This window comes from Sphingobium sp. DC-2 (assembly GCF_000722555.1).
Taxonomy (GTDB): Bacteria; Pseudomonadota; Alphaproteobacteria; order Sphingomonadales; family Sphingomonadaceae; genus Sphingobium; species Sphingobium quisquiliarum.
This window is the reverse complement of record NZ_JNAC01000028.1, coordinates 37,610-56,728: the sequence shown is the minus strand read 5'-3', so window position 1 is coordinate 56,728 and position 19,119 is coordinate 37,610. Positions and strand designations below refer to the sequence as shown.

Below are 19,119 nucleotides of genomic sequence, written 5' to 3'. Positions count from 1 at the left end.
TCCGAATTTTCGACCCTTACGGCCGGTGACTGGCCTCAGGCCGCCGTTTCGGGCGACTTGTGGGTGTCCACGCGCTCGACGACCTTCCAGGTCTTGAGCTTGGAAATCGGAGCGGTCTCCTCGATGCGGACCGTTTCGCCTTCCTTGTAGACATTGCCCTCGTCATGGGCATGGTACTTCTTCGAACGGCGGATGATCTTGCCGTAGAGCGCATGCTTCACCTTGCGCTCCACGCGAACCACCACCGTCTTGTCAGCCTTGTCGGAAACCACCGTTCCCGTCAGCACGCGCTTGGGCATCGTGTGTTTCCTTTACTTCGCGGCCGAGCGCGAACGCTCGGTCTGCAGGGTCTTGATCTGCGCGATCGACCGGCGGACTTCACGCACGCGGCTGGGCTTTTCCAGCTGGTTGGTGGCCGCCTGGAAGCGCAGGTTGAACTGCTCGCGCTTCAGGTTGTTGAGTTCGGCCGACAGTTCGTCGTCCGTCTTGGTCTTGAGGTCGGCAACGTTCGCCACGGCTTAGCCCTCCAGGTGCGAGGTGTCGCCGAGGCGGGCAACGACCTTGGTCTTGATGGGCAGCTTCATCGCGGCGCGCGAGAATGCCTCTGCTGCGAGCGGGCCGGGAACGCCGTCCAGTTCGAACAGGATGCGGCCCGGCTTGACGCGAGCGGCCCAATATTCGACCGAACCCTTGCCCTTACCCTGACGGACTTCGGCGGGCTTCTTGGAAACCGGCACGTCGGGGAACACGCGGATCCACAGACGGCCCTGACGGCGAAGGTGACGCTGGATCGCGCGGCGCGCCGCCTCGATCTGGCGGGCGGTGACGCGCTCGGGTTCAAGAGCCTTCAGACCATAGGCGCCGAAGTTCAGAGCCGAACCGCCCTTGGCGTCGCCCTTGATCCGGCCCTTGAAGGTCTTGCGGAACTTCATTTTTTTCGGTTGCAGCATGACGCTATACCTACCTTATTCTCAGCGCGCCGGGCGCACGCCGGAGGTCTGAGCCTCCAGCATCAGCCGGTCGGTAGCCATCGGATCGTGACCAAGGATTTCGCCCTTGAAGATCCAGACCTTGATGCCGCAGACGCCATAAGCGGTGTGGGCTTCGGCTTCGGCATAATCGACGTTCGCGCGCAGCGTGTGCAGCGGAACGCGGCCTTCGCGATACCATTCCACGCGGGCGATTTCCGCGCCGCCCAGACGGCCGCCGCAGGTGATCTTGATGCCCTCGGCGCCAAGACGCAGAGCCGACTGCACCGCGCGCTTCATGGCGCGACGGAAAGCGACGCGGCGTTCCAACTGGTCGGCGATACCCTGCGCAACGAGCTTGGAATCGATTTCCGGCTTGCGGATTTCGACGATGTTCAGGCTGACGTCCGAAGAGGTCAGGCTGCCCAGCTTCTTGCGCAGCTTTTCGATGTCCGCGCCCTTCTTGCCGATGATGACACCGGGACGGGCAGCGTAGATCGACACGCGGCACAGCTTGGCCGGACGCTCGATCACGACCTTCGAGATCGCGGCCTGCGGCAGGTTCTTCATGATATACTGGCGGATCTTCAGATCCTCCAGCAGCAGGCGGCCATAGTCCGCGCCTTCGGCGAACCAGCGGCTGTCCCAGGTGCGGTTGATCTGCAGGCGCAGACCGATCGGATTGCTCTTGTGACCCATAGTCTTACGCCTCCGCTTCTTCCGCTGCCTCACGCACGACAATGCGCACGCGGCTGAAGGGCTTCAGGATCCGGGTCGACTTGCCGCGGCCGCGGGCGTGGAAGCGCTTCATGGTGAAGCTCTTGCCCACCGATGCTTCCGCGACGACCAGCGCGTCGACGTCCAGATTGTGATTGTTTTCCGCATTGGCGATGGCCGAAGCCAGCACCTTGCGCACATCGACCGCCATCGCCTTCTTCGAGAAGGCAAGGATGTTCAGCGCGTCCTCGACCTTACGGCCGCGAATAAGCGTGGCGACCAGGTTCAGCTTCTGGGCCGAACCACGGATCTGCGTGCCAACGGCCAGCGCCTCATTGTCGGCGACGCGACGGGGAGCCTTTTCCTTGCTCATTAGCGCTTGCCCTTCTTGTCGGCAGCGTGGCCGGGGAAGTAGCGGGTCGGGGCGAATTCGCCCAGCTTGTGACCCACCATGTCCTCGTTCACCGAGACCGGCACATGCTTGCGGCCGTTATAGACGTTGAACGTCAGGCCAACGAACTGCGGCAGGATGGTGGAGCGGCGCGACCAGGTCTTGATCGGACCAGCACGGCCACCGGCATCCTGAGCGACTTCCGCCTTCTTCAGAAGGCTGAGGTCCACGAACGGACCTTTCCAGACGGAACGAGCCATCTCGCTTACCTCTTCTTCTTCGCGTGGCGGCTACGGATGATGAACTTGTCCGTCGCCTTGTTGTGGCGGGTGCGCGCACCCTTGGTCGGCTTGCCCCAGGGCGTGACCGGATGACGGCCGCCCGAGGTCCGGCCTTCACCACCGCCATGCGGGTGGTCGACCGGGTTCTTCGCCACACCGCGCGTCAGCGGACGCTTGCCCAGCCACCGGTTGCGGCCGGCCTTGGCGAGGTTGGTGTTGGCGTTGTCCGGGTTCGACACGGCACCGACGGTGCCCATGCAGTCCGAACGAATGTAGCGCTGCTCGCCCGACGACAGGCGGACCATCACCATGCCACGATCGCGGCCGACCAGCTGGGCATAGGTGCCCGCCGAACGGCAGAGCTGACCGCCCTTCCCGGGCTTCATTTCGATATTGTGGATGATGGTGCCGACCGGCATCTGGCCGAGTTCCATCGCGTTGCCCGGCTTCACGTCAGTCTTCTTGCCCGCGACGACCTTGTCACCGGGAGCCAGACGCTGCGGCGCCAGGATATAGGCCTGGGTGCCGTCGGGATAGTTGACCAGCGCGATGAAGGCGGTGCGGTTGGGGTCATATTCCAGACGCTCAACCGTGCCCTCGACGTCCCACAGGCGGCGCTTGAAGTCGATGATGCGGTAACGCTGCTTGTGACCGCCCGCGATGCCGCGCGAGGTCACATGGCCCTTGTTGTTGCGGCCGCCGGTCTTGCGCTTGCCTTCGGTCAGCGCCTTGACGGGCTTGCCCTTGTGCAGGCCGCTGCGGTCGACGAGGATCAGGCCGCGCTGGGCCGGGCTCGTCGGGTTGTAGCTCTTAAGCGCCATGGTCAGCGCACTCCTTCGGTGATGTCGATCGACTGGCCGTCAGCCAGGCGAACGATCGCCTTCTTCACGTCAGACCGCGTGTAGGGCTTGCCCTTCCACTTCTTGGTCTTGCCCTTGGCGACCAGCGTGTTCACGCTCTTGACGGTCACGCCCCAGAGCGCTTCGACGGCGGCCTTGATCTCCGGCTTGGTCGCGTCATTGGCAACCTTGAAGACCACGGCGTTGTTCTCGGAGAGAAGGGTCGACTTCTCGGTGATGACCGGCGCGACAACCACGTCATAATGACGGTTGTCGACCTTCGTGGCTTCTTTCTTAGCCATTGAAACGCGCCTCCAGCTTTTCGACCGCGGCGCGCGTCAGCACCAGCGAATCCGCCCTAAGGATGTCGTAGACATTAGCGCCGACAGCCGGCAGCAGGTCCACGCCGACGATGTTCGCCGAAGCCTTCGCAAAGCTGACATTCACCGCGTCGCCGTCGATGAACAGCGCCCGATTGCCAGTTGCACTGAGGTTCAGCTTCGCGAGCTGCGCGACCAGAGCCTTGGTCTTGCCTTCCGCCACGTCGAGATTGTCGAGAACGATCAGCGATCCGTCCTTCGCCTTCGACGACAGGGCCATTTTCAGGCCCAGCGCACGCACCTTCTTGTTGAGGTCGTGACCGAAGGTGCGGGCGCGGGCGCCGTGTGCCTTACCACCGCCGATGAACACGGGCGCCTTGCGGTCGCCGTGACGAGCCGTACCGCCGCCCTTCTGGCGGCCGAACTTCTTGCCGGTGCGGGCAACGTCCGAACGCTCGCGGGTAGCGCGAGCCGGGGCGCGACGCTTTTCAAGCTGCCAGAGGACGACGCGGTGCAGGATGTCGGTGCGGGGCTCGACGCCGAACACGGCATCGTTCAGCTCCACATCGCCAGCGGCCTGCGCGTCGAGGGTCTGTACCTTGACCTTCATGATTAGCCCTCCTGGCCTTCGGTGGCTTCGGGAGCGGCGGCTTCTTCAGCCGGCGTCTCGGCCGGAGCGCTGTTGCTGTTGGCAGCCTGCTTCAGGCTGGCGGGATAGGGGGCATCCGCCGGGCGCTTCACCTTGACGGCGTCGCAAACGGTGAGCCAGGTGCCCTTGGCGCCCGGAACGCTGCCCTTGACGAACAGCAGGCCGCGCTCGACGTCGGTGCGCACGATTTCCAGATTCTGCTGAGTCCGCTCGCGGTCACCCATGTGACCTGCCATCTTCTTGTTCTTGAAGACGCGGCCCGGATCCTGACGGTTGCCGGTCGAACCATGGGCACGGTGGCTGATGGACACGCCGTGGGTGGCGCGCATACCGCCGAAACCCCAGCGCTTCATGGCGCCCGCGAAACCCTTGCCCTGGGTATGACCGGCGACATCGACCAGCTGACCGGCGATGAAATGATCGGCCGCGATCTCGGCGCCGACATCGAGGAGCGCATCCTCGGCGACACGGAATTCGACCAGACGCGCCTTGGGCTCCACTTCCGCCTTGGCGAAGTGGCCGCGCTGCGGCTTGGCGACATTCTTGACCTTCGCAACGCCCGCGCCGAGCTGAACCGCGACATAACCGTCACGATCGACTTCCTTGCGGGCTACGACCTGATTACCCTCAAGGGCCAGAACCGTAACCGGAACGTGCCGTCCGTCCTCCTGGAACAGGCGGGTCATCCCGACTTTCTTAGCGATCACGCCTGTGCGCATCACTGATTACTCCCATAGAGGCCCGCCTTAGCAGCGGGCGTATCCAACGAAAAAACCGCTCAGGATCTCTCCTTCGCGGCCCAACCCAAATAGCGATCACCCCGTCAGGGTTGGATGCCGACCCCTGCTCGGGGAAGGCGACGGGGGACCGGAGACCACGGACCTTCCAGTTCACCGGAGGAGCCGTGCGGTATCCCTTGTGCCGTTTTGAGCTTCCGGTCGCCCGGAATGCCCGATACCCTGCCCTCCCCAGGGAAAGCAGGGACTTGCCAGCCTTTTAGGCCAGCTTGATTTCGACGTTCACGCCGGCAGCCAGATCCAGCTTCATCAGCGCGTCGACCGTCTGCGGCGTCGGCTGCACAATGTCAAGCATGCGCTTGTAGGTGCGGACCTCGAACTGCTCGCGCGACTTCTTGTCGATGTGCGGGCCACGGTTGACCGTGAACTTTTCGATGCGCGTCGGAAGGGGAATCGGACCGCGGATAAGAGCGCCGGTGCGGCGGGCGGTGTCGGCGATGTCGCCGGTCGCCTGATCAAGCACGCGATGATCGAACGCCTTCAGGCGAATGCGGATATTGCTGTCCATTGTTCCTGTACCGATGCGAAAGAGCCAATAACAAACCGCCCCATCTGCTGCCCTTCTAGCTCATTCGAGCCGGAGAAAGGCGATCCGGGGCGGTGAAAATTCCGAGCGGCGCGAATCAGGCGATTCGCGCCACTGCGGTCCTATATTACTTCGAGATCGTGCCGACAACCCCGGCGCCGACGGTGCGGCCGCCTTCACGGATGGCGAAGCGCAGGCCCGCATCCATCGCGATCGGAGCGATCAGCTTGACGCCGAGCTTCACATTGTCGCCGGGCATGACCATTTCGGTGCCTTCGGGCAGGATCACTTCGCCGGTCACGTCAGTGGTGCGGAAGTAGAACTGCGGACGATAGTTCGCGAAGAACGGGGTGTGACGGCCGCCTTCTTCCTTCGAGAGGACATAGACTTCGGCGTCGAACTCGGTGTGCGGGGTGATGGTGCCGGGCTTGGCCAGAACCTGGCCGCGCTCGACTTCTTCACGGCCCACGCCACGGATCAGCGCACCGATGTTATCGCCAGCTTCACCCTGGTCGAGCAGCTTGCGGAACATTTCCACGCCGGTGACGGTGGTCTTGCGGGTATCCTTCAGACCGACGATCTCGACTTCTTCGCCAACCTTGACGATGCCGGTTTCGACGCGGCCGGTGACCACGGTGCCGCGGCCCGAGATCGAGAACACGTCTTCGATCGGCATCAGGAACGGCTTGTCAACCGGACGCTCCGGCTGCGGGATGAACGAGTCGACAGCAGCCATCAGCTTCAGAACGGCGTTCTTGCCGATTTCGTCGTTCGAACCGTCGAGAGCCTTCACAGCCGAACCGGCGATGATCGGAATATTGTCGCCGTCAAAGTCATAGGACGACAGCAGTTCGCGGATTTCCAGCTCGACCAGTTCAAGGATTTCCGGGTCATCGACCAAGTCGACCTTGTTCATGAACACGACCAGCTGGGGAACGCCGACCTGGCGGGCGAGCAGGATGTGCTCGCGGGTCTGCGGCATCGGGCCGTCGGTGGCCGACACGACCAGGATGGCGCCGTCCATCTGGGCCGCACCGGTGATCATGTTCTTGACGTAGTCGGCGTGGCCGGGGCAGTCGACGTGCGCGTAGTGGCGGGCTTCGGTCTCATATTCGACGTGCGCGGTCGAAATGGTGATGCCGCGCTCGCGCTCTTCGGGAGCCTTGTCGATATTGGCGTAATCAACGAAGGTCGCGCCGCCGGTTTCGGCGAGAACCTTGGTGATCGCCGCGGTCAGCGAGGTCTTGCCATGGTCGACGTGACCGATGGTGCCGATGTTGCAGTGCGGCTTGTTCCGCTCAAACTTAGCCTTAGCCATTTTTTCCTACCTTCTAATCAAATCAGCTTGGTCAGACCGCTCGGCCGCGCCTCGCGAAGGCGCGTCCATAGCAGCAAATTCACAGATTACCAGCCCCTAACCGAGCCGTTTGCACGGCCCGGTCAAGGAAATCGTCAGGCCATCTTCGCCTTGACTTCGTCCGCAACATTCTGCGGCACTTCGTCATAGTGGGAGAAGATCATCGAGTAGTTCGCGCGGCCCTGCGTGAAGGAGCGCAACTGGTTCACATAGCCGAACATATTGGCCAGCGGGACCATCGCCTCGACCACCTGCGCGTTGCCGCGGCTGTCGGTGCCCTGGATCTGGCCGCGGCGGCTGTTCATGTCGCCGATGACGTCGCCCAGATATTCTTCCGGGGTCACGACTTCGACCTTCATGATCGGTTCGAGCAGCTTGATGCCCGACTTCGACGCCGCTTCGCGCATCGCGCCACGGGCGCAGATTTCGAAGGCCAGCGCCGACGAGTCGACATCGTGATAGGCGCCGTCCGTCAGATGGACTTCGAAGTCGATGATCGGGAAGCCGATCAGGTGGCCCGTCTCGGCCGTCTCACGGAAACCCTTTTCCACTGACGGGATATATTCGCGGGGGATGTTGCCGCCCTTGATCTCGTCGAAGAACTGGAAGCCCGATCCACGCTCGCCGGGGATGACGGTAACCTTAACGCGGCCAAACTGGCCCGATCCGCCCGACTGCTTCTTGTGGGTGTAGTCGATGTCGACCTTCTTCGCGAGATATTCGCGATAGGCGACCTGCGGCGCACCGACATTCGCCTCGACCTTGAACTCGCGCTTCATGCGGTCGACGAGGATTTCGAGGTGAAGTTCGCCCATGCCCTTGATGATGGTCTGGCCCGATTCGTGATCGGTCGACACGCGGAAGGACGGGTCCTCGGCAGCCAGGCGGTTGAGGGCGATGCCCATCTTTTCCTGGTCGGCCTTGGTCTTGGGTTCGACCGACAGTTCGATGACCGGCTCGGGGAATTCCATCCGCTCCAGGATGATCGGCTGGCGCTCGGCGCACAGCGTATCGCCGGTGGTGGTTTCCTTGAGGCCCGCCAGCGCGACGATGTCGCCCGCATAGGCGGTGTCGATGTCCTCACGCGAGTTGGCGTGCATGAGGAGCATGCGGCCGATCTTTTCCTTCTTGTCCTTGACCGAGTTCAGATAGCTGCCCTTGGTCAGCGTGCCCGAATAGACGCGCAGGAAGGTCAGCGAGCCCACGAACGGATCGTTCATGATCTTGAACGCCAGGCCTGAGAAGGGCGCATCGTCCGCGGTCTTGCGGCTGTCGGGCTGATCGGTGTCGGGGTTGATGCCCTGCACGTCCTCGATGTCGAGCGGGCTCGGCAGATAGTCGACGACCGCGTCGAGCAGCGCCTGCACGCCCTTGTTCTTGAAGGACGAGCCGCACAGCACCGGCACGAAGGCATGGCCCAGCGTCCCCTTGCGGATCAGCTTCTTGAGCGTGGCGATGTCGGGCTCATTGCCTTCCAGATAGGCTTCCATCGCCTCGTCATCCTGCTCGACGGCGAGTTCGATCAGCTTTTCGCGATATTCGGCCGCCTTGTCGGCGAGATCGGCCGGAATCTCTTCATAGAAGAATTCGGCGCCCAGGCTCTCATCCTTCCAGATGATCGCGCGGTTCTCGACCAGGTCGACCAGGCCCTTGAAGTCCGATTCCGTGCCGATGGGCAGGTACAGGACGGCCGGGGTCGCGCCCAGGCGATCGATGATCGTCTGCACGCAATAATAGAAGTTGGCGCCGGTGCGGTCGAGCTTGTTGATGTAGCACATCCGCGGAACCTTGTACTTGTCCGCCTGGCGCCACACGGTTTCGGACTGCGGCTCAACGCCCGCAACGCCGTCGAACGCGGCGACCGCGCCGTCGAGCACGCGCAGCGAGCGCTCGACCTCGATCGTGAAGTCGACGTGGCCGGGCGTGTCGATGATGTTCAGGCGGTGATCGCGCCAGAAACAGGTCGTCGCGGCCGACGTGATGGTGATGCCACGCTCCTGCTCCTGCTCCATCCAGTCCATGGTGGCGGCGCCTTCATGCACTTCGCCGATCTTGTAGGACTTGCCGGTATAATAAAGGATGCGCTCGGTCGTGGTGGTCTTGCCGGCGTCGATATGCGCCATGATACCGAAATTGCGATAGCGTTCGAGCGGATGGCTGCGGGCCATGATGCTTCTCCGTTGCCGGCGCGCCGGCGGTCAAGTGAATGAGTCTTGCGGCTGGCCCCTAAACCAATCCGTCCGCCATGGGTAGTCCCACGGCGAACGGACCGATTGTCAAAACCAGAAAAGCAAGGCGGGCACGTAAGCGCCCGCCCTGAATTACCAGCGGTAGTGCGAGAAGGCGCGGTTCGCTTCCGCCATGCGGTGCGTGTCCTCGCGCTTCTTGACGGCATTGCCGCGGTTGTTGGCGGCGTCCAGCAGCTCGCCCGACAGGCGGGCGGCCATGGTGGTTTCGCTGCGGTTGCGCGAAGCCGTGATCAGCCAGCGGATCGCCAGCGCCTGGGCGCGCTCGGGGCGCACTTCGACGGGAACCTGGTAGGTCGCACCGCCGACGCGGCGGCTGCGGACTTCGATGCCGGGCTTCACATTGTTGAGGGCATCATGGAACATCGCGATCGGGTCCTTCTTGGACTTCGCTTCGACAGTGTCGAGAGCGCCGTACACGATGGACTCGGCGACGGCCTTCTTGCCGTCCTGCATGATGCTGTTCATGAACTTCGACAGCACGACATCACCGAACTTGGGATCGGGCAGGATGACGCGCTTTTCGGGGCGACGGCGACGTGACATATTACTGGTCTCCCCTTCTTACTTCGGACGCTTGGCGCCGTACTTCGAACGGCTCTGCTTACGGTCCTTGACGCCCTGGGTATCCAGAACGCCGCGCAGCACGTGGTAACGCACACCGGGAAGGTCGCGCACTCGGCCGCCACGGATCAGCACGACGCTGTGCTCCTGAAGATTGTGGCCTTCACCCGGAATATAGGTGATGACTTCGCGCTGGTTGACCAGGCGCACCTTCGCCACCTTGCGCAGAGCCGAGTTCGGCTTCTTCGGAGTCGTCGTGTAAACGCGGGTGCAAACGCCGCGCTTCTGCGGGTTTGCTTCCATTGCAGGGACCTTCGACTTGGTCTTCTGCAGTTCGCGGCCCTTGCGGACCAGCTGGTTGATCGTTGGCATGAAGCCCTTCACCTTTTTCAGTTACTTTACCGCCTGCATTCCCGTTTCCTGCCGCAGGAAGGCGATAGCCTCCAAACAGCAAAGGCCCCGGGCGGGCATATGCCCCCTGGAGCCGCAAGAGCAGCCGGCAATGTTCAGCTCTGTATTCACCCCGCATGTCGTCGACTGGGAAAGACGAATCTTTGCAACCGCAGGCCGCCGGGCAGGCGCGCCTATAGCGGCGGCGCTGGCCGGGGTCAAGAAAGGGCGCCGTGGCCGTTCGCCCCATGGTGAACGGAAAATTAGGAGAATGATAAGATTCTATAAAGTAACGCAATTATATGGCTTTAACCAGGAACGCCGGCTTGGAACGGATGTGACGCAGATTTCCCGCCTGACGGGCGAATTCATCAGCGCAGCGCAAGAGGCGGCTTTTCAGAAAGAGCGCCTGTCCGAATCGCGCCGCCACGCCCGCACGCTGTTCGCCCTTTCCGCCTTGCTGAACACGCTGTTCCTGCTCAGCGACTGGCGTTTCGCCGGTACGCCGCATTTCTGGGTCGCGGTGCCCGCGCGCGTCTTCGTCATCGTCAGTTCGGTCATGTGCTTCCTGCTGAGCAGGCGGATGGGCAGCTTCAGGACGGTGGAGCGCTACTGCTTCGCCTGGCAGATGACGACGGCGCTGGGCGTCGCGGTTCTGGTCTCTGCCCGCACCGATCTTGCCCTGTTCGTGCTGGCGATGCTGCCCCTTCTCTTCTATCTGGTCGTGCCCACCAGCTTCCGCGGCAATTTCGGCGGCGGTCTGGGCTGCGGCATCGCCTTGCTGATCGGCTATCTCAGCCCGGCGCCGCTCTCGCCCACCGCGCCCGGCCTGATCATCGGCTTGCTGACGCTCCACTGCGCCATGTGGATCGCCATCACCCGCACCAACCGGTTGCAGCGCCAGGAATGGACGGCGCGGCAGGTGGCGCAGTCGGCGCGGGCGGCGCTTGCCAGCAACAGCGAAACGCTGGAGCGTATGTTCATGAGCGTGCCCATCCCCCTGCTCGTCACGCGCGAGGGGACGGTGATCCGCTTCAACGATGCCGCAGCGGCCATGTTCGGGGCGGACGGCGATATTTCCGATGTGCATGTGCTGCGGGAACGGTCGCCCCTGCTTTCGACCCTGCGCGATTATGTCGCGACGGGCGAGGAGGTGAGCAATCATGAATGCCGCCTCTTCGGCCGGGGCGCCGTCGCCCATGATGTCCTGCTCGCGTCCCGCCCCATCCTGATCGGCGGGGAGGAATGCATCCTCTCCAGCATCGTCGATATTTCGGACCGCAAGGAGGCTGAGCGCCATCTCGCCCATCTGGCGATGACGGACGCGCTGACCGGTCTTGCCAACCGATCGCACTTCATGGCGACGCTGGGCCAGATCGCGGGCGCGCGGAGCCATGGCGGCAGCCAGACGGCGGTGGTGCTGATCGATGTCGACGAATTCAAGCGGATCAACGACAGCGCCGGGCATGATGCAGGCGACGCCCTGCTGCGCGCCGTCGCCCAGCGGCTGCAACAGGCGGTCCGGCCCGGTGATCTGGTCGCGCGAATGGGCGGTGACGAATTCGCCGTGCTGCTGACCCGGCTCACCTCGGCAGCGGACCTGCAAGGCATTCTGGGGCGGATGACGGCGTCGCTGCACCAGCCGCTATCCTACGGGAAGCGCGACCTCGACTGCCGCGTCAGCATGGGCGCGGCGCTGTTCCCCGAACATGCGGCCAATATCGCCGACCTGATGAAACATGCCGACATCGCCCTGTATGAAGCGAAGAATGCCGGGCGCGGCCGCGCCTGCCTGTTCGAACCGGGGCTGCTGGTGCGCTGGCAGCGCGAGGCGCGCATGCTGGACTGCGCGCGCGAAGCGCTACTCCAGGCGCCGCCCCGGCCCTGGTATCAGCCCAAGGTCGATCTGGTCACCGGCAATATCATCGGCTTCGAAGCGCTGCTCCGCTGCGTGCGGCCGGACGGCACGGTGATCATGCCCGGCGATATCGCCGCCGCGTTCGAACATTGGGAACTTGGCCGCACCATTACGGAGCGAATGGTCTCGCAAGTGCTGGCCGACTGCCGCAGGTGGCAGGACCAGGGCGTCGATTTCGGCCATGTCGCCATCAACGTTCCCGGCGTGGAACTGCATGACAGCAGCTTCCCCGGCCGCCTGCTCGCGCAATTGCGCTGCGCCGACGTGCCGCCGCACAGGATCGAGCTGGAAGTGACCGAGTCCGTCTTCCTTGGCCGCAATACCGAAGTGGTGGAACGCAGCCTTCACCGCTTGAGCCAGGAAGGCGTGTCGATCGCGCTTGACGATTTCGGCACCGGCTTTGCGTCCCTTTCGCACCTCAAGCAGTTCCCGATCGACATCATCAAGATCGACCAGCGCTTCGTGCGCGATCTTGAAACCGATCCCGATGACGCGGCGATCGTGCGCACAGTGCTGAACCTCGCCTACAGCCTGGGCATCCGCACCGTCGCGGAAGGCGTCGAAAATGAGCATCAGCTCGATTATCTTCGCGCGGGCGGGTGCCATTATGGGCAGGGTTTCCATTTCGGCGCCGCCATGCCCTCGGCCAAGATCCCCGCCATGCTCAAGCGGAACGGGGGCGAATCGACCGCCGGTAAAATTGCCTGACTTTTTTTGGAACTGAATGACGGCGCGATCGTTTCAACCCGCTTCACGTTCGACTCGTCACGAGTCCGGCGCGGTGGATTCGCGCGCCCTTCCTGGTTTTGTTAGCGGCCCCTGGTCTTTGAAAACATGCCGGGGTCGCAATTGCCATATCAGTTCAAGAGGAGGGCAGCCGCCCTTCGGGCCTGGATCATCGCCCTGTGCCCGGAGAGGGAAGTTGCGCTGCGTTCCGCCGGGCACGTCAGATCCTTCCGCCTTTCCACACGCATGCAGCTCGTCGCGGCCGCCCTGCTGGCAGGGCTGGCGCTCGCCTGGCTGGCGTTCACCGTCTCCCTTGTCAGCGCCCGGATGGAAATGGCGCGCGAACGCACCAGCCTGACAGCCAAGAAGCAAGCGGTCGAAGGCGCGGCGAGCAAGGTCGACAGCTATCGCCAGTCGATCGATGCGCTCGCCCGCGACCTGCGGCAGCGGCAGGACTTCATCGACGACCTGTACCGCACTCATTTCGGCGAAGCGGACGGGCAGCCGGGTGACGGCGCGACCTCCAGCCCCGTCACGCAAGGCGCCGTCGAGCCCCGCATTCCCGCCGATGCCTCGCCCCAGGCGGCCGCCCTGCTGAAGATCGATGCCCGCCAGCGGCATTTCGCGCTGCGCCTGACCGAAGCGGTCGAACAGCGCGCGGACAGGACAGCCGCCGCCATCCGCAGCTTCGGCCTTAACCCCAATGCGCTGGCGCGGCGGGCTGCGCAGGCGCAGGGCGGGCCCTTCGTTCCATGGCGCGGCCAGGGCGGCGATCTGCCCGGCGAATTCGAAAAGCTGGCGAGCGCCCTTGCGCGGATGGAGCGGCTGGAAAGCGGCCTTCTGTCGATTCCCTCCGGCCTTCCGACCGCAGCGCCGATGCAGTCCAGCTCCTATGGCTATCGCCGCGATCCGTTCAACGGCCATGCCGCCTTCCACGCGGGCATCGACTTTCCGGGCCGCCGTGGCCAGCCGATCCTTGCCGCCGCCGCGGGACGGATCATCTTCGCCGGGCAGCGCAGCGGCTACGGCAATGTGATCGAGGTCGAACATGGCAACGGCCTCACCACCCGCTACGCCCACCTGTCCGCCTTCGCCGCGCGCGCCGGGCAGCGGGTGCGGCGCGGCGACAAGATCGGGCTGATGGGATCGACGGGCCGCTCCACCGGCGACCATCTGCATTTCGAGGTGCGGATGAACGGCGAGGCCATCAATCCCCGCCGCTTCCTGGAAACGCCGGACGATGTGATCCGCGCGCAGAAGATGGCGCGCGCCCGCTTTGCGGAGATTGGCGGCCGGGGCTGATCCGGCGGATCAGTTGACCGGAGGCCGCCTGCGATAGCTGAGCGCTTCGGCGACATGCACGCGGCCGACCTTTTCCGCCCCGGCCAGATCGGCGATCGTCCGCGCCACGCGCAGCACGCGGGTATAGCCCCGCGCGGACAGCTTCATCGCGACCGCCGCCTGCGCCAGCAACTCCCGTCCCGGCGCATCTGGGCCCGCCACCTCCTCCAGCCTCTCGCCATCCACCTCGGCGTTGGTCCGCGTGGGCGTCCCTTCATAGCGGCGGGTCTGCCGGTCCCGCGCCTGCGCCACCCGCGCCGCCACCTCGGCCGATCCTTCGGAGGGCGGAGGCAGCACCAGATCGGCGGCGGTCACCGCCTGCACCTCCACATGCAGGTCGATGCGGTCCAGCAACGGCCCCGACACCTTCGCCTGATAGTCCGCCGCGCACCGGGGCGCGCGCGAGCAGGCAAGCGCCGGATCGCCCAGATGGCCGCAGCGGCACGGGTTCATGGCGGCGATCAGCTGCACCCGCGCCGGGAAGGTCACATGCGCATTGGCGCGCGCGACCGTCACCTCGCCGGTCTCCAGCGGCTGCCGCAGGGAATCGAGGACAGATCGCTGAAATTCGGGCAGCTCGTCCAGGAACAGCACGCCCAGATGCGCCATGCTGACTTCCCCCGGCCGCGCGCGCAGTCCGCCGCCCACCAGCGCCGCCATCGACGCGCTGTGGTGCGGGTTGCGGAACGGCCGAGCCCGGCTGATCCGCCCGCCTTCCAGCGTGCCTGCGACGCTGGCGACCATTGATGTTTCCAGCGCCTCGCCCGGCGTCAGTTCCGGCAATATGCCCGGCAGGCAACTGGCCATCAGCGATTTGCCAGCGCCAGGCGGCCCGACCATCAGCAGATTATGGCCGCCAGCCGCCGCAATCTCCAGCGCCCGCTTGGCGCTTTCCTGACCCTTGACCTGCCTGAGGTCCGCCGTGCGCGGCGGCGGTTCGACCGCCCCGGCCTGCGGCGGAGAGAGGGCGGCCGTCCCCTTGAAATGGTTGAGCAGGCCCAGCAGGTCCGGCGCGGCGATCACCTCGATCCGCCCGGCCCAGGCCGCTTCGGGTCCCTGCGCCACCGGGCAGACCAGGCCCAGATCCTTTTCCCCCGCATGCAGCGCCGCCAGCAGGACGCCGGGCGTGGAGGCGATGCGGCCATCCAGCCCCAATTCGCCCACCACCACATAGCCGGACAGGGTTTCGGCATCGATCACGCCCATCGCCCCCAGCAGCGCCAGGGCGATCGGCAGGTCGAAATGCGACCCCTCCTTGGGCAGGTCCGCAGGCGACAGGTTGACGGTGATCCGCTTGGGCGGAAGCGAAAGGCCGATGGCCGCGATCGCGTTGCGCACCCGCTCGCGGCTTTCGGCCACCGCCTTGTCGGGCAATCCCACGACGATGAAGTTGGGCAGCCCGGGGACGAGCTGACACTGAACCTCCACGCTGCGCGCCTCCAGCCCCAGATAGGCGACCGTCGATACCGTCGAAACCAAATTGCCCCCAATATGTGAAATGCCCCCGCGCGCGCGGGATCAGCCCGGCTCGTCCTGCCGTCCCTTGAAGCCCTGCGCCACCACATACCATTCGACGCTGCCCTTCCGGCTGGCGGGGGGCTTTGCATGTTTGATGGTGGTGAAATGCTTTTTCAGCACTGCGAGCAGATCGGCATCGGTGCCGCCCGCGAACACCTTCGCGACGAAGGTGCCGCCCTTGCGCAGGTTTTCGACCGCGAACCATGCGGCCGCCTCCACCAGCGCCATGGTGCGCAGATGGTCCGTCTGCGGATGGCCGACCGTGTTGGCCGCCATGTCGGAAATGACGAGGTCCGGCGCTTCGCCCAGCGTTTGCGCGAGCAGCGCTGGCGCCTTGTCATCCATGAAGTCCATCTGGAACAGGGTGACATCGGGGATCGGATCGGTCGGCAGCAGGTCGATGCCCACCACCTTCGCCTTGGGCGACAGCTTCTTCACCACCTGCGCCCATCCCCCCGGCGCGACGCCCAGGTCAACGACCGCGCGCGATCCCTTCACGAAATGGAATTTCTCGTCCAGTTCGATCAGCTTGAACGCGGCGCGGCTGCGCCATCCTTCCGCCTTGGCCTTGCGCACATAAGGATCGTTCAACTGCCGTTCGAGCCAGCGCGTCGATTGGGCAGTGCGCCCCTTCGCCGTCTTCACCCGGACCTTGCCTGCGCCAGCGCCCCTCACATCCTTGCTCCGTCGCGATCCATCAGGCCGCGCAATATGCCTTCCCTGATGCCGCGATCAGCGACGCCCAGCCGCTCGGCGGGCCAGATGTCCAGGATCGATTCCAATATGGCGCACCCCGCCACCACCAGGTCGGCCCGCTCTGTGCCGATGCAGGGCAGCTTCTGCCGCTCGGCCAGCGGCATGGTGGCGAGGCGGCTGGAAATGGCGCGCATCGATGCGCAAGGAACGATCAGCCCGTCGATCGCCTGCCGGTCATAGCGGGGCAGGTTGAGGTGCAGGCTGGCGAGCGTCGTCACCGTGCCGGACGTGCCAAGCAGCCGCACCGAGGACAGCTGGCGCGGCAGGCGGCGGGCGAGCGGCGCGAAGGCGTCGGCGACGCGGGCGCGCATCCGCGCATAGGCGTTCAACCGCTCGGCCGGGTCGGCATGGTCGAACATCTCGCTTTCGGTGAGGGAAACTACGCCCCAGGGCGCGCTCACCCAATCGACGATATGCGGCACGCCCGAACAATTGGCGTCCACCAGCACCAGTTCGGTCGATCCGCCGCCAATGTCGAAGATCAGCGCCGGGCCGTCCCCCGGCTCCAGCAGCACATGGCATCCCATGACCGCCAGCCGCGCTTCCTCCTGCGCGCTGATGATGTCGAGCGCGATGCCGGTTTCGCGATAGACCCGCTGGATGAAATCCGCGCCGTTGGACGCGCGGCGGCAGGCTTCGGTCGCGACCGACCGGGCCAGCGTGACATGGCGGCGGCGCAGCTTGTCCGCGCATACCGCCAGCGCTGAAATGGCGCGCTCAATGGCTGAGTCGCTGATCCGGCCGGTAGCGGCCAGCCCCTCGCCCAGGCGGACGATCCGCGAAAAGGCATCGACGACGATGAACCCGTCCGACGACGGCTTGGCGATCAGCAGGCGGCAATTGTTCGTCCCAAGGTCGATCGCCGCATAAGAGCGCCTGCCGCGCGCCGGATGAGGCGAGAGGCCCCGCTGCTTCGACGGGGGAGTGATGGCCGCAGCCTTGCTCCCATTACCCTGGCCGGACCGGGCGCTTTGGCCCGAAACACCTCCGGCGGGACCGGAACTCTGCGGCAATGGGCGGCTGTGCTGCACCATGGCCGTATCTCTTTTCTATCTTCGCCGACACCGATGGGGTGCGGAACTTGGTCCCAAGACTATGCGGATGCGCGGCAAAGCGCAAGACAGGGCCGGAAAAGCAATGGCATGCCGCGCCACAGACGGTGAAGCGGCACGGCGGCGCGCTTCAAAGCGGCATCAGCGCGGCGGCGATCCAACGTTCCTCCGCCCGCAACACGCCCCAGGCGCGCGCGGCGGCGCGGCTGTCCATCGCTTCGATGCCGATGTCCATCGCTTCCAGTTCGCGGACGAACGGCCGGGGCGGTTGCGCCAGACGCGCGCCGGTGCCGAGCAGCAGGAATTCGGGCCGTGGCTGCATCTCCAGCACGGTGCCGAGCGCCGCCAGCGCCAGCCCCTCGACAAGCGGCGCGTCGTCCCATGCCCAGGCGCCGTTAGGGTTGAGCAGCAGCCCCGCCGGAAAGACGTCATCCCTGACGCGGAAACCGCGCCCGGAAAAGCCGGTGACGATCGGACCCTGCCCGGTTTCGTCCCGGCGCAGTTCGATCCCGCTGCGCTTGCCGTTCAGGGCCTTGCCCCGTCATCGCGCGGGCCCATCCGCTCCGCCTGGGCGGCAAGGCCGGACTTGCTGCCCTTGCCCTCGATCTGCGGCTTCAATCCCAGGGTGATGAGCAGCGAGGAGGACACATAGACCGACGAATAGGTGCCGACGACGATGCCCAGCATCATCGCGGCGGTAAAGCCGCGCAGCACATGGCCGCCGAACAGCAGCAGCGCGCCGAGCGCCAGCATGATCGTGACCGATGTCATGACGGTACGCGGCAGCGTCTCGTTGACGGACAGGTCGATCAGCGACTTCATGTCCATCTTGCGGTACTTGCGCATATTTTCACGGATGCGGTCGTCGATCACCATCTTGTCGTTGATCGAATAGCCCACGATCGTCAGGACGGCGGCGACGATATTGAGGTCGAACTCCAACTGGGTGACGGCGAAGAATCCCAGCGTCATCAGCACGTCGTGCATGATCGCGACGAAGGTGGACACGCCGAACTGCCATTCATACCGGAACCAGGAAAAGACCGCGATGCCGATCACCGCCAGCATCACGGCCAGCACGCCATTCTGGATCAGCTCGCCCGACACCTTGCCCGACACGGTGTCGTAGCGGGAGAAGGTGACGCCGGGGAATTCCGCCGTCATCGCCCTGCGCGCCTTTTCCACGATGGCGTTGGCAGCGCCCGCGCCGCCCTCTTCGGGCAAGGGCAGGCGGATCTGCACCGTCCGGGGGTCGCCGAACTGCTGGAGCGAGCCATCGCCCACGCCCAGCCGGTCGATCGTGGTCCGCACCCGGTCGAGTTGTGCTGGCTGCTGGAACCTGGCCTCGATCATGAGGCCGCCGACGAAATCGACGCCCAGGTTCAGGCCGCGATAGGCGGTGGCTCCGACCGCCAGCACCGTCAGCAGCGCCGTCAGGGCAAAGGCCCAGTGCCGCAGCTTGACGAAGCCGATATTCGTATTGTCGGGGACGAGCTTCAGAAGTTTCATGATATTAGCCTAGGACCGATCGACATTCAGGAGATGGCGAGCAGAAAATCGTGGTTTTTCGCGTCCCGGCGCGCAGCGTATTCAAGGTATGCGAGCACCGGAAGCGCGAAGAACCGCCATTTGCAGGCCGCCAGGACGGCATGCCGATCGGTCCTGACCCCTTCGGGCCTAGGGAAGCCGGAACCCCGCGCCGGACGCGGCGAAGCGGCTTCGCCTGCGGTTCAGCCGCGCCCTTCGGCGCGCTCAGGGCGAAC

The 19,119-nt window shown here is 64.8% G+C and carries 22 protein-coding genes; 2 read left to right on the top strand and 20 right to left on the bottom strand.

The window, feature by feature from the left end:
- Positions 1-35: 35 nt before the first annotated feature.
- From rpsQ to rpsL, 15 genes are all read right to left on the bottom strand, one after another.
- Positions 36-299: a 30S ribosomal protein S17 gene (rpsQ, locus tag ET21_RS0105330; RefSeq protein WP_021239755.1), complete on the bottom strand. Its 264-nt coding sequence runs from the start codon at positions 297-299 to the stop codon at positions 36-38.
- 12 nt (positions 300-311) lie between these two features.
- On the bottom strand, positions 312-515 hold the full coding sequence (gene rpmC, locus ET21_RS0105325; protein WP_021239756.1) for a 50S ribosomal protein L29: 204 nt from the start codon (positions 513-515) through the stop codon (positions 312-314).
- A 3-nt stretch (positions 516-518) separates the two neighbouring features.
- Positions 519-950: a 50S ribosomal protein L16 gene (gene rplP, locus ET21_RS0105320; RefSeq protein ID WP_007686573.1), complete on the bottom strand. Its 432-nt coding sequence runs from the start codon at positions 948-950 to the stop codon at positions 519-521.
- A gap of 21 nt (positions 951-971) precedes the next feature.
- Positions 972-1,667, bottom strand: coding sequence for a 30S ribosomal protein S3 (rpsC, locus tag ET21_RS0105315; RefSeq protein WP_021239758.1), 696 nt, complete (start codon positions 1,665-1,667; stop codon positions 972-974).
- 4 nt (positions 1,668-1,671) lie between these two features.
- A complete protein-coding gene (gene rplV, locus ET21_RS0105310) occupies positions 1,672-2,058 on the bottom strand; it encodes a 50S ribosomal protein L22 (protein WP_021239759.1) in 387 nt (128 codons plus the stop codon).
- A complete protein-coding gene (rpsS, locus tag ET21_RS0105305) occupies positions 2,058-2,336 on the bottom strand; it encodes a 30S ribosomal protein S19 (protein ID WP_021239760.1) in 279 nt (92 codons plus the stop codon). The genes rplV and rpsS overlap by 1 nt, the downstream gene beginning before the upstream one ends.
- Positions 2,337-2,341: 5 nt before the next feature.
- On the bottom strand, positions 2,342-3,178 hold the full coding sequence (gene rplB, locus ET21_RS0105300; protein WP_021239761.1) for a 50S ribosomal protein L2: 837 nt from the start codon (positions 3,176-3,178) through the stop codon (positions 2,342-2,344).
- A gap of 2 nt (positions 3,179-3,180) precedes the next feature.
- Complete coding sequence (locus ET21_RS0105295; RefSeq protein WP_030538851.1) at positions 3,181-3,498, bottom strand: 50S ribosomal protein L23; 318 nt, start codon at positions 3,496-3,498, stop codon at positions 3,181-3,183.
- The gene (gene rplD / locus ET21_RS0105290; protein ID WP_021239763.1) at positions 3,491-4,126 is read right to left on the bottom strand and encodes a 50S ribosomal protein L4; all 636 of its coding nucleotides are present in this window, start codon (positions 4,124-4,126) and stop codon (positions 3,491-3,493) included. The genes ET21_RS0105295 and rplD overlap by 8 nt, the downstream gene beginning before the upstream one ends.
- 2 nt (positions 4,127-4,128) lie before the next feature.
- Positions 4,129-4,884 carry a 50S ribosomal protein L3 gene (rplC, locus tag ET21_RS0105285; protein ID WP_021239764.1) on the bottom strand — a complete coding sequence of 252 codons (756 nt, stop codon included), beginning with the start codon at positions 4,882-4,884 and terminating at the stop codon, positions 4,129-4,131.
- A gap of 277 nt (positions 4,885-5,161) precedes the next feature.
- Positions 5,162-5,470 carry a 30S ribosomal protein S10 gene (rpsJ, locus tag ET21_RS0105280; protein WP_007686587.1) on the bottom strand — a complete coding sequence of 103 codons (309 nt, stop codon included), beginning with the start codon at positions 5,468-5,470 and terminating at the stop codon, positions 5,162-5,164.
- Positions 5,471-5,615: 145 nt separating this feature from the next.
- On the bottom strand, positions 5,616-6,806 hold the full coding sequence (tuf, locus tag ET21_RS0105275; protein ID WP_021239765.1) for an elongation factor Tu: 1,191 nt from the start codon (positions 6,804-6,806) through the stop codon (positions 5,616-5,618).
- 134 nt (positions 6,807-6,940) lie between these two features.
- Positions 6,941-9,013: an elongation factor G gene (fusA, locus tag ET21_RS0105270; protein WP_030538850.1), complete on the bottom strand. Its 2,073-nt coding sequence runs from the start codon at positions 9,011-9,013 to the stop codon at positions 6,941-6,943.
- Positions 9,014-9,166: 153 nt separating this feature from the next.
- On the bottom strand, positions 9,167-9,637 hold the full coding sequence (rpsG, locus tag ET21_RS0105265; RefSeq protein WP_007686590.1) for a 30S ribosomal protein S7: 471 nt from the start codon (positions 9,635-9,637) through the stop codon (positions 9,167-9,169).
- An 18-nt stretch (positions 9,638-9,655) separates the two neighbouring features.
- Positions 9,656-10,027 (bottom strand): 30S ribosomal protein S12, encoded by a 372-nt coding sequence (gene rpsL / locus ET21_RS0105260; RefSeq protein WP_007686591.1) that lies wholly within the window; start codon positions 10,025-10,027, stop codon positions 9,656-9,658.
- A 355-nt stretch (positions 10,028-10,382) separates the two neighbouring features.
- On the opposite strand from rpsL, the gene ET21_RS0105255 reads away from it, so the two are divergent.
- On the top strand, positions 10,383-12,671 hold the full coding sequence (locus ET21_RS0105255) for a bifunctional diguanylate cyclase/phosphodiesterase (protein WP_030538849.1): 2,289 nt from the start codon (positions 10,383-10,385) through the stop codon (positions 12,669-12,671).
- Between the two features lie 141 nt (positions 12,672-12,812).
- On the top strand, positions 12,813-13,991 hold the full coding sequence (locus ET21_RS0105250; RefSeq protein ID WP_237751493.1) for a M23 family metallopeptidase: 1,179 nt from the start codon (positions 12,813-12,815) through the stop codon (positions 13,989-13,991).
- Positions 13,992-14,000: 9 nt separating this feature from the next.
- Here ET21_RS0105250 and ET21_RS0105245 read toward each other — a convergent pair whose 3' ends face one another.
- The 5 genes from ET21_RS0105245 to secF form a co-directional block, all read right to left on the bottom strand.
- Positions 14,001-15,509 (bottom strand): YifB family Mg chelatase-like AAA ATPase, encoded by a 1,509-nt coding sequence (locus ET21_RS0105245; protein WP_030538847.1) that lies wholly within the window; start codon positions 15,507-15,509, stop codon positions 14,001-14,003.
- Between the two features lie 39 nt (positions 15,510-15,548).
- Entirely contained in the window at positions 15,549-16,223 is a 675-nt protein-coding gene (locus ET21_RS0105240) for an RlmE family RNA methyltransferase (protein ID WP_021238874.1), read from the bottom strand.
- Positions 16,220-17,338 (bottom strand): Ppx/GppA phosphatase family protein, encoded by a 1,119-nt coding sequence (locus tag ET21_RS0105235; protein WP_030538846.1) that lies wholly within the window; start codon positions 17,336-17,338, stop codon positions 16,220-16,222. Before ET21_RS0105235 ends, ET21_RS0105240 begins: the two co-directional genes overlap by 4 nt.
- A 148-nt stretch (positions 17,339-17,486) precedes the next feature.
- Positions 17,487-17,828: an Mth938-like domain-containing protein gene (locus ET21_RS0105230; protein WP_337587951.1), complete on the bottom strand. Its 342-nt coding sequence runs from the start codon at positions 17,826-17,828 to the stop codon at positions 17,487-17,489.
- Between the two features lie 53 nt (positions 17,829-17,881).
- Positions 17,882-18,865 carry a protein translocase subunit SecF gene (gene secF, locus ET21_RS0105225; protein WP_021236808.1) on the bottom strand — a complete coding sequence of 328 codons (984 nt, stop codon included), beginning with the start codon at positions 18,863-18,865 and terminating at the stop codon, positions 17,882-17,884.
- Between the last annotated feature and the right edge of the window lie 254 nt (positions 18,866-19,119).

Bases quoted from the DNA above. Each gene is read 5' to 3' on its own strand.
- rpsQ (WP_021239755.1), bottom strand. From the start codon at position 299: ATGCCCAAGCGCGTGCTGACGGGAACGGTGGTTTCCGACAAGGCTGAC.
- rplP (WP_007686573.1), bottom strand. From the start codon at position 950: ATGCTGCAACCGAAAAAAATGAAGTTCCGCAAGACCTTCAAGGGCCGG.
- rpsC (WP_021239758.1), bottom strand. From the start codon at position 1,667: ATGGGTCACAAGAGCAATCCGATCGGTCTGCGCCTGCAGATCAACCGC.
- rplV (WP_021239759.1), bottom strand. From the start codon at position 2,058: ATGAGCAAGGAAAAGGCTCCCCGTCGCGTCGCCGACAATGAGGCGCTG.
- rpsS (WP_021239760.1), bottom strand. From the start codon at position 2,336: ATGGCTCGTTCCGTCTGGAAAGGTCCGTTCGTGGACCTCAGCCTTCTG.
- rplB (WP_021239761.1), bottom strand. From the start codon at position 3,178: ATGGCGCTTAAGAGCTACAACCCGACGAGCCCGGCCCAGCGCGGCCTG.
- ET21_RS0105295 (WP_030538851.1), bottom strand. From the start codon at position 3,498: ATGGCTAAGAAAGAAGCCACGAAGGTCGACAACCGTCATTATGACGTG.
- rplD (WP_021239763.1), bottom strand. From the start codon at position 4,126: ATGAAGGTCAAGGTACAGACCCTCGACGCGCAGGCCGCTGGCGATGTG.
- rplC (WP_021239764.1), bottom strand. From the start codon at position 4,884: ATGCGCACAGGCGTGATCGCTAAGAAAGTCGGGATGACCCGCCTGTTC.
- rpsJ (WP_007686587.1), bottom strand. From the start codon at position 5,470: ATGGACAGCAATATCCGCATTCGCCTGAAGGCGTTCGATCATCGCGTG.
- tuf (WP_021239765.1), bottom strand. From the start codon at position 6,806: ATGGCTAAGGCTAAGTTTGAGCGGAACAAGCCGCACTGCAACATCGGC.
- fusA (WP_030538850.1), bottom strand. From the start codon at position 9,013: ATGGCCCGCAGCCATCCGCTCGAACGCTATCGCAATTTCGGTATCATG.
- rpsG (WP_007686590.1), bottom strand. From the start codon at position 9,637: ATGTCACGTCGCCGTCGCCCCGAAAAGCGCGTCATCCTGCCCGATCCC.
- rpsL (WP_007686591.1), bottom strand. From the start codon at position 10,027: ATGCCAACGATCAACCAGCTGGTCCGCAAGGGCCGCGAACTGCAGAAG.
- ET21_RS0105235 (WP_030538846.1), bottom strand. From the start codon at position 17,338: ATGGTGCAGCACAGCCGCCCATTGCCGCAGAGTTCCGGTCCCGCCGGA.
- secF (WP_021236808.1), bottom strand. From the start codon at position 18,865: ATGAAACTTCTGAAGCTCGTCCCCGACAATACGAATATCGGCTTCGTC.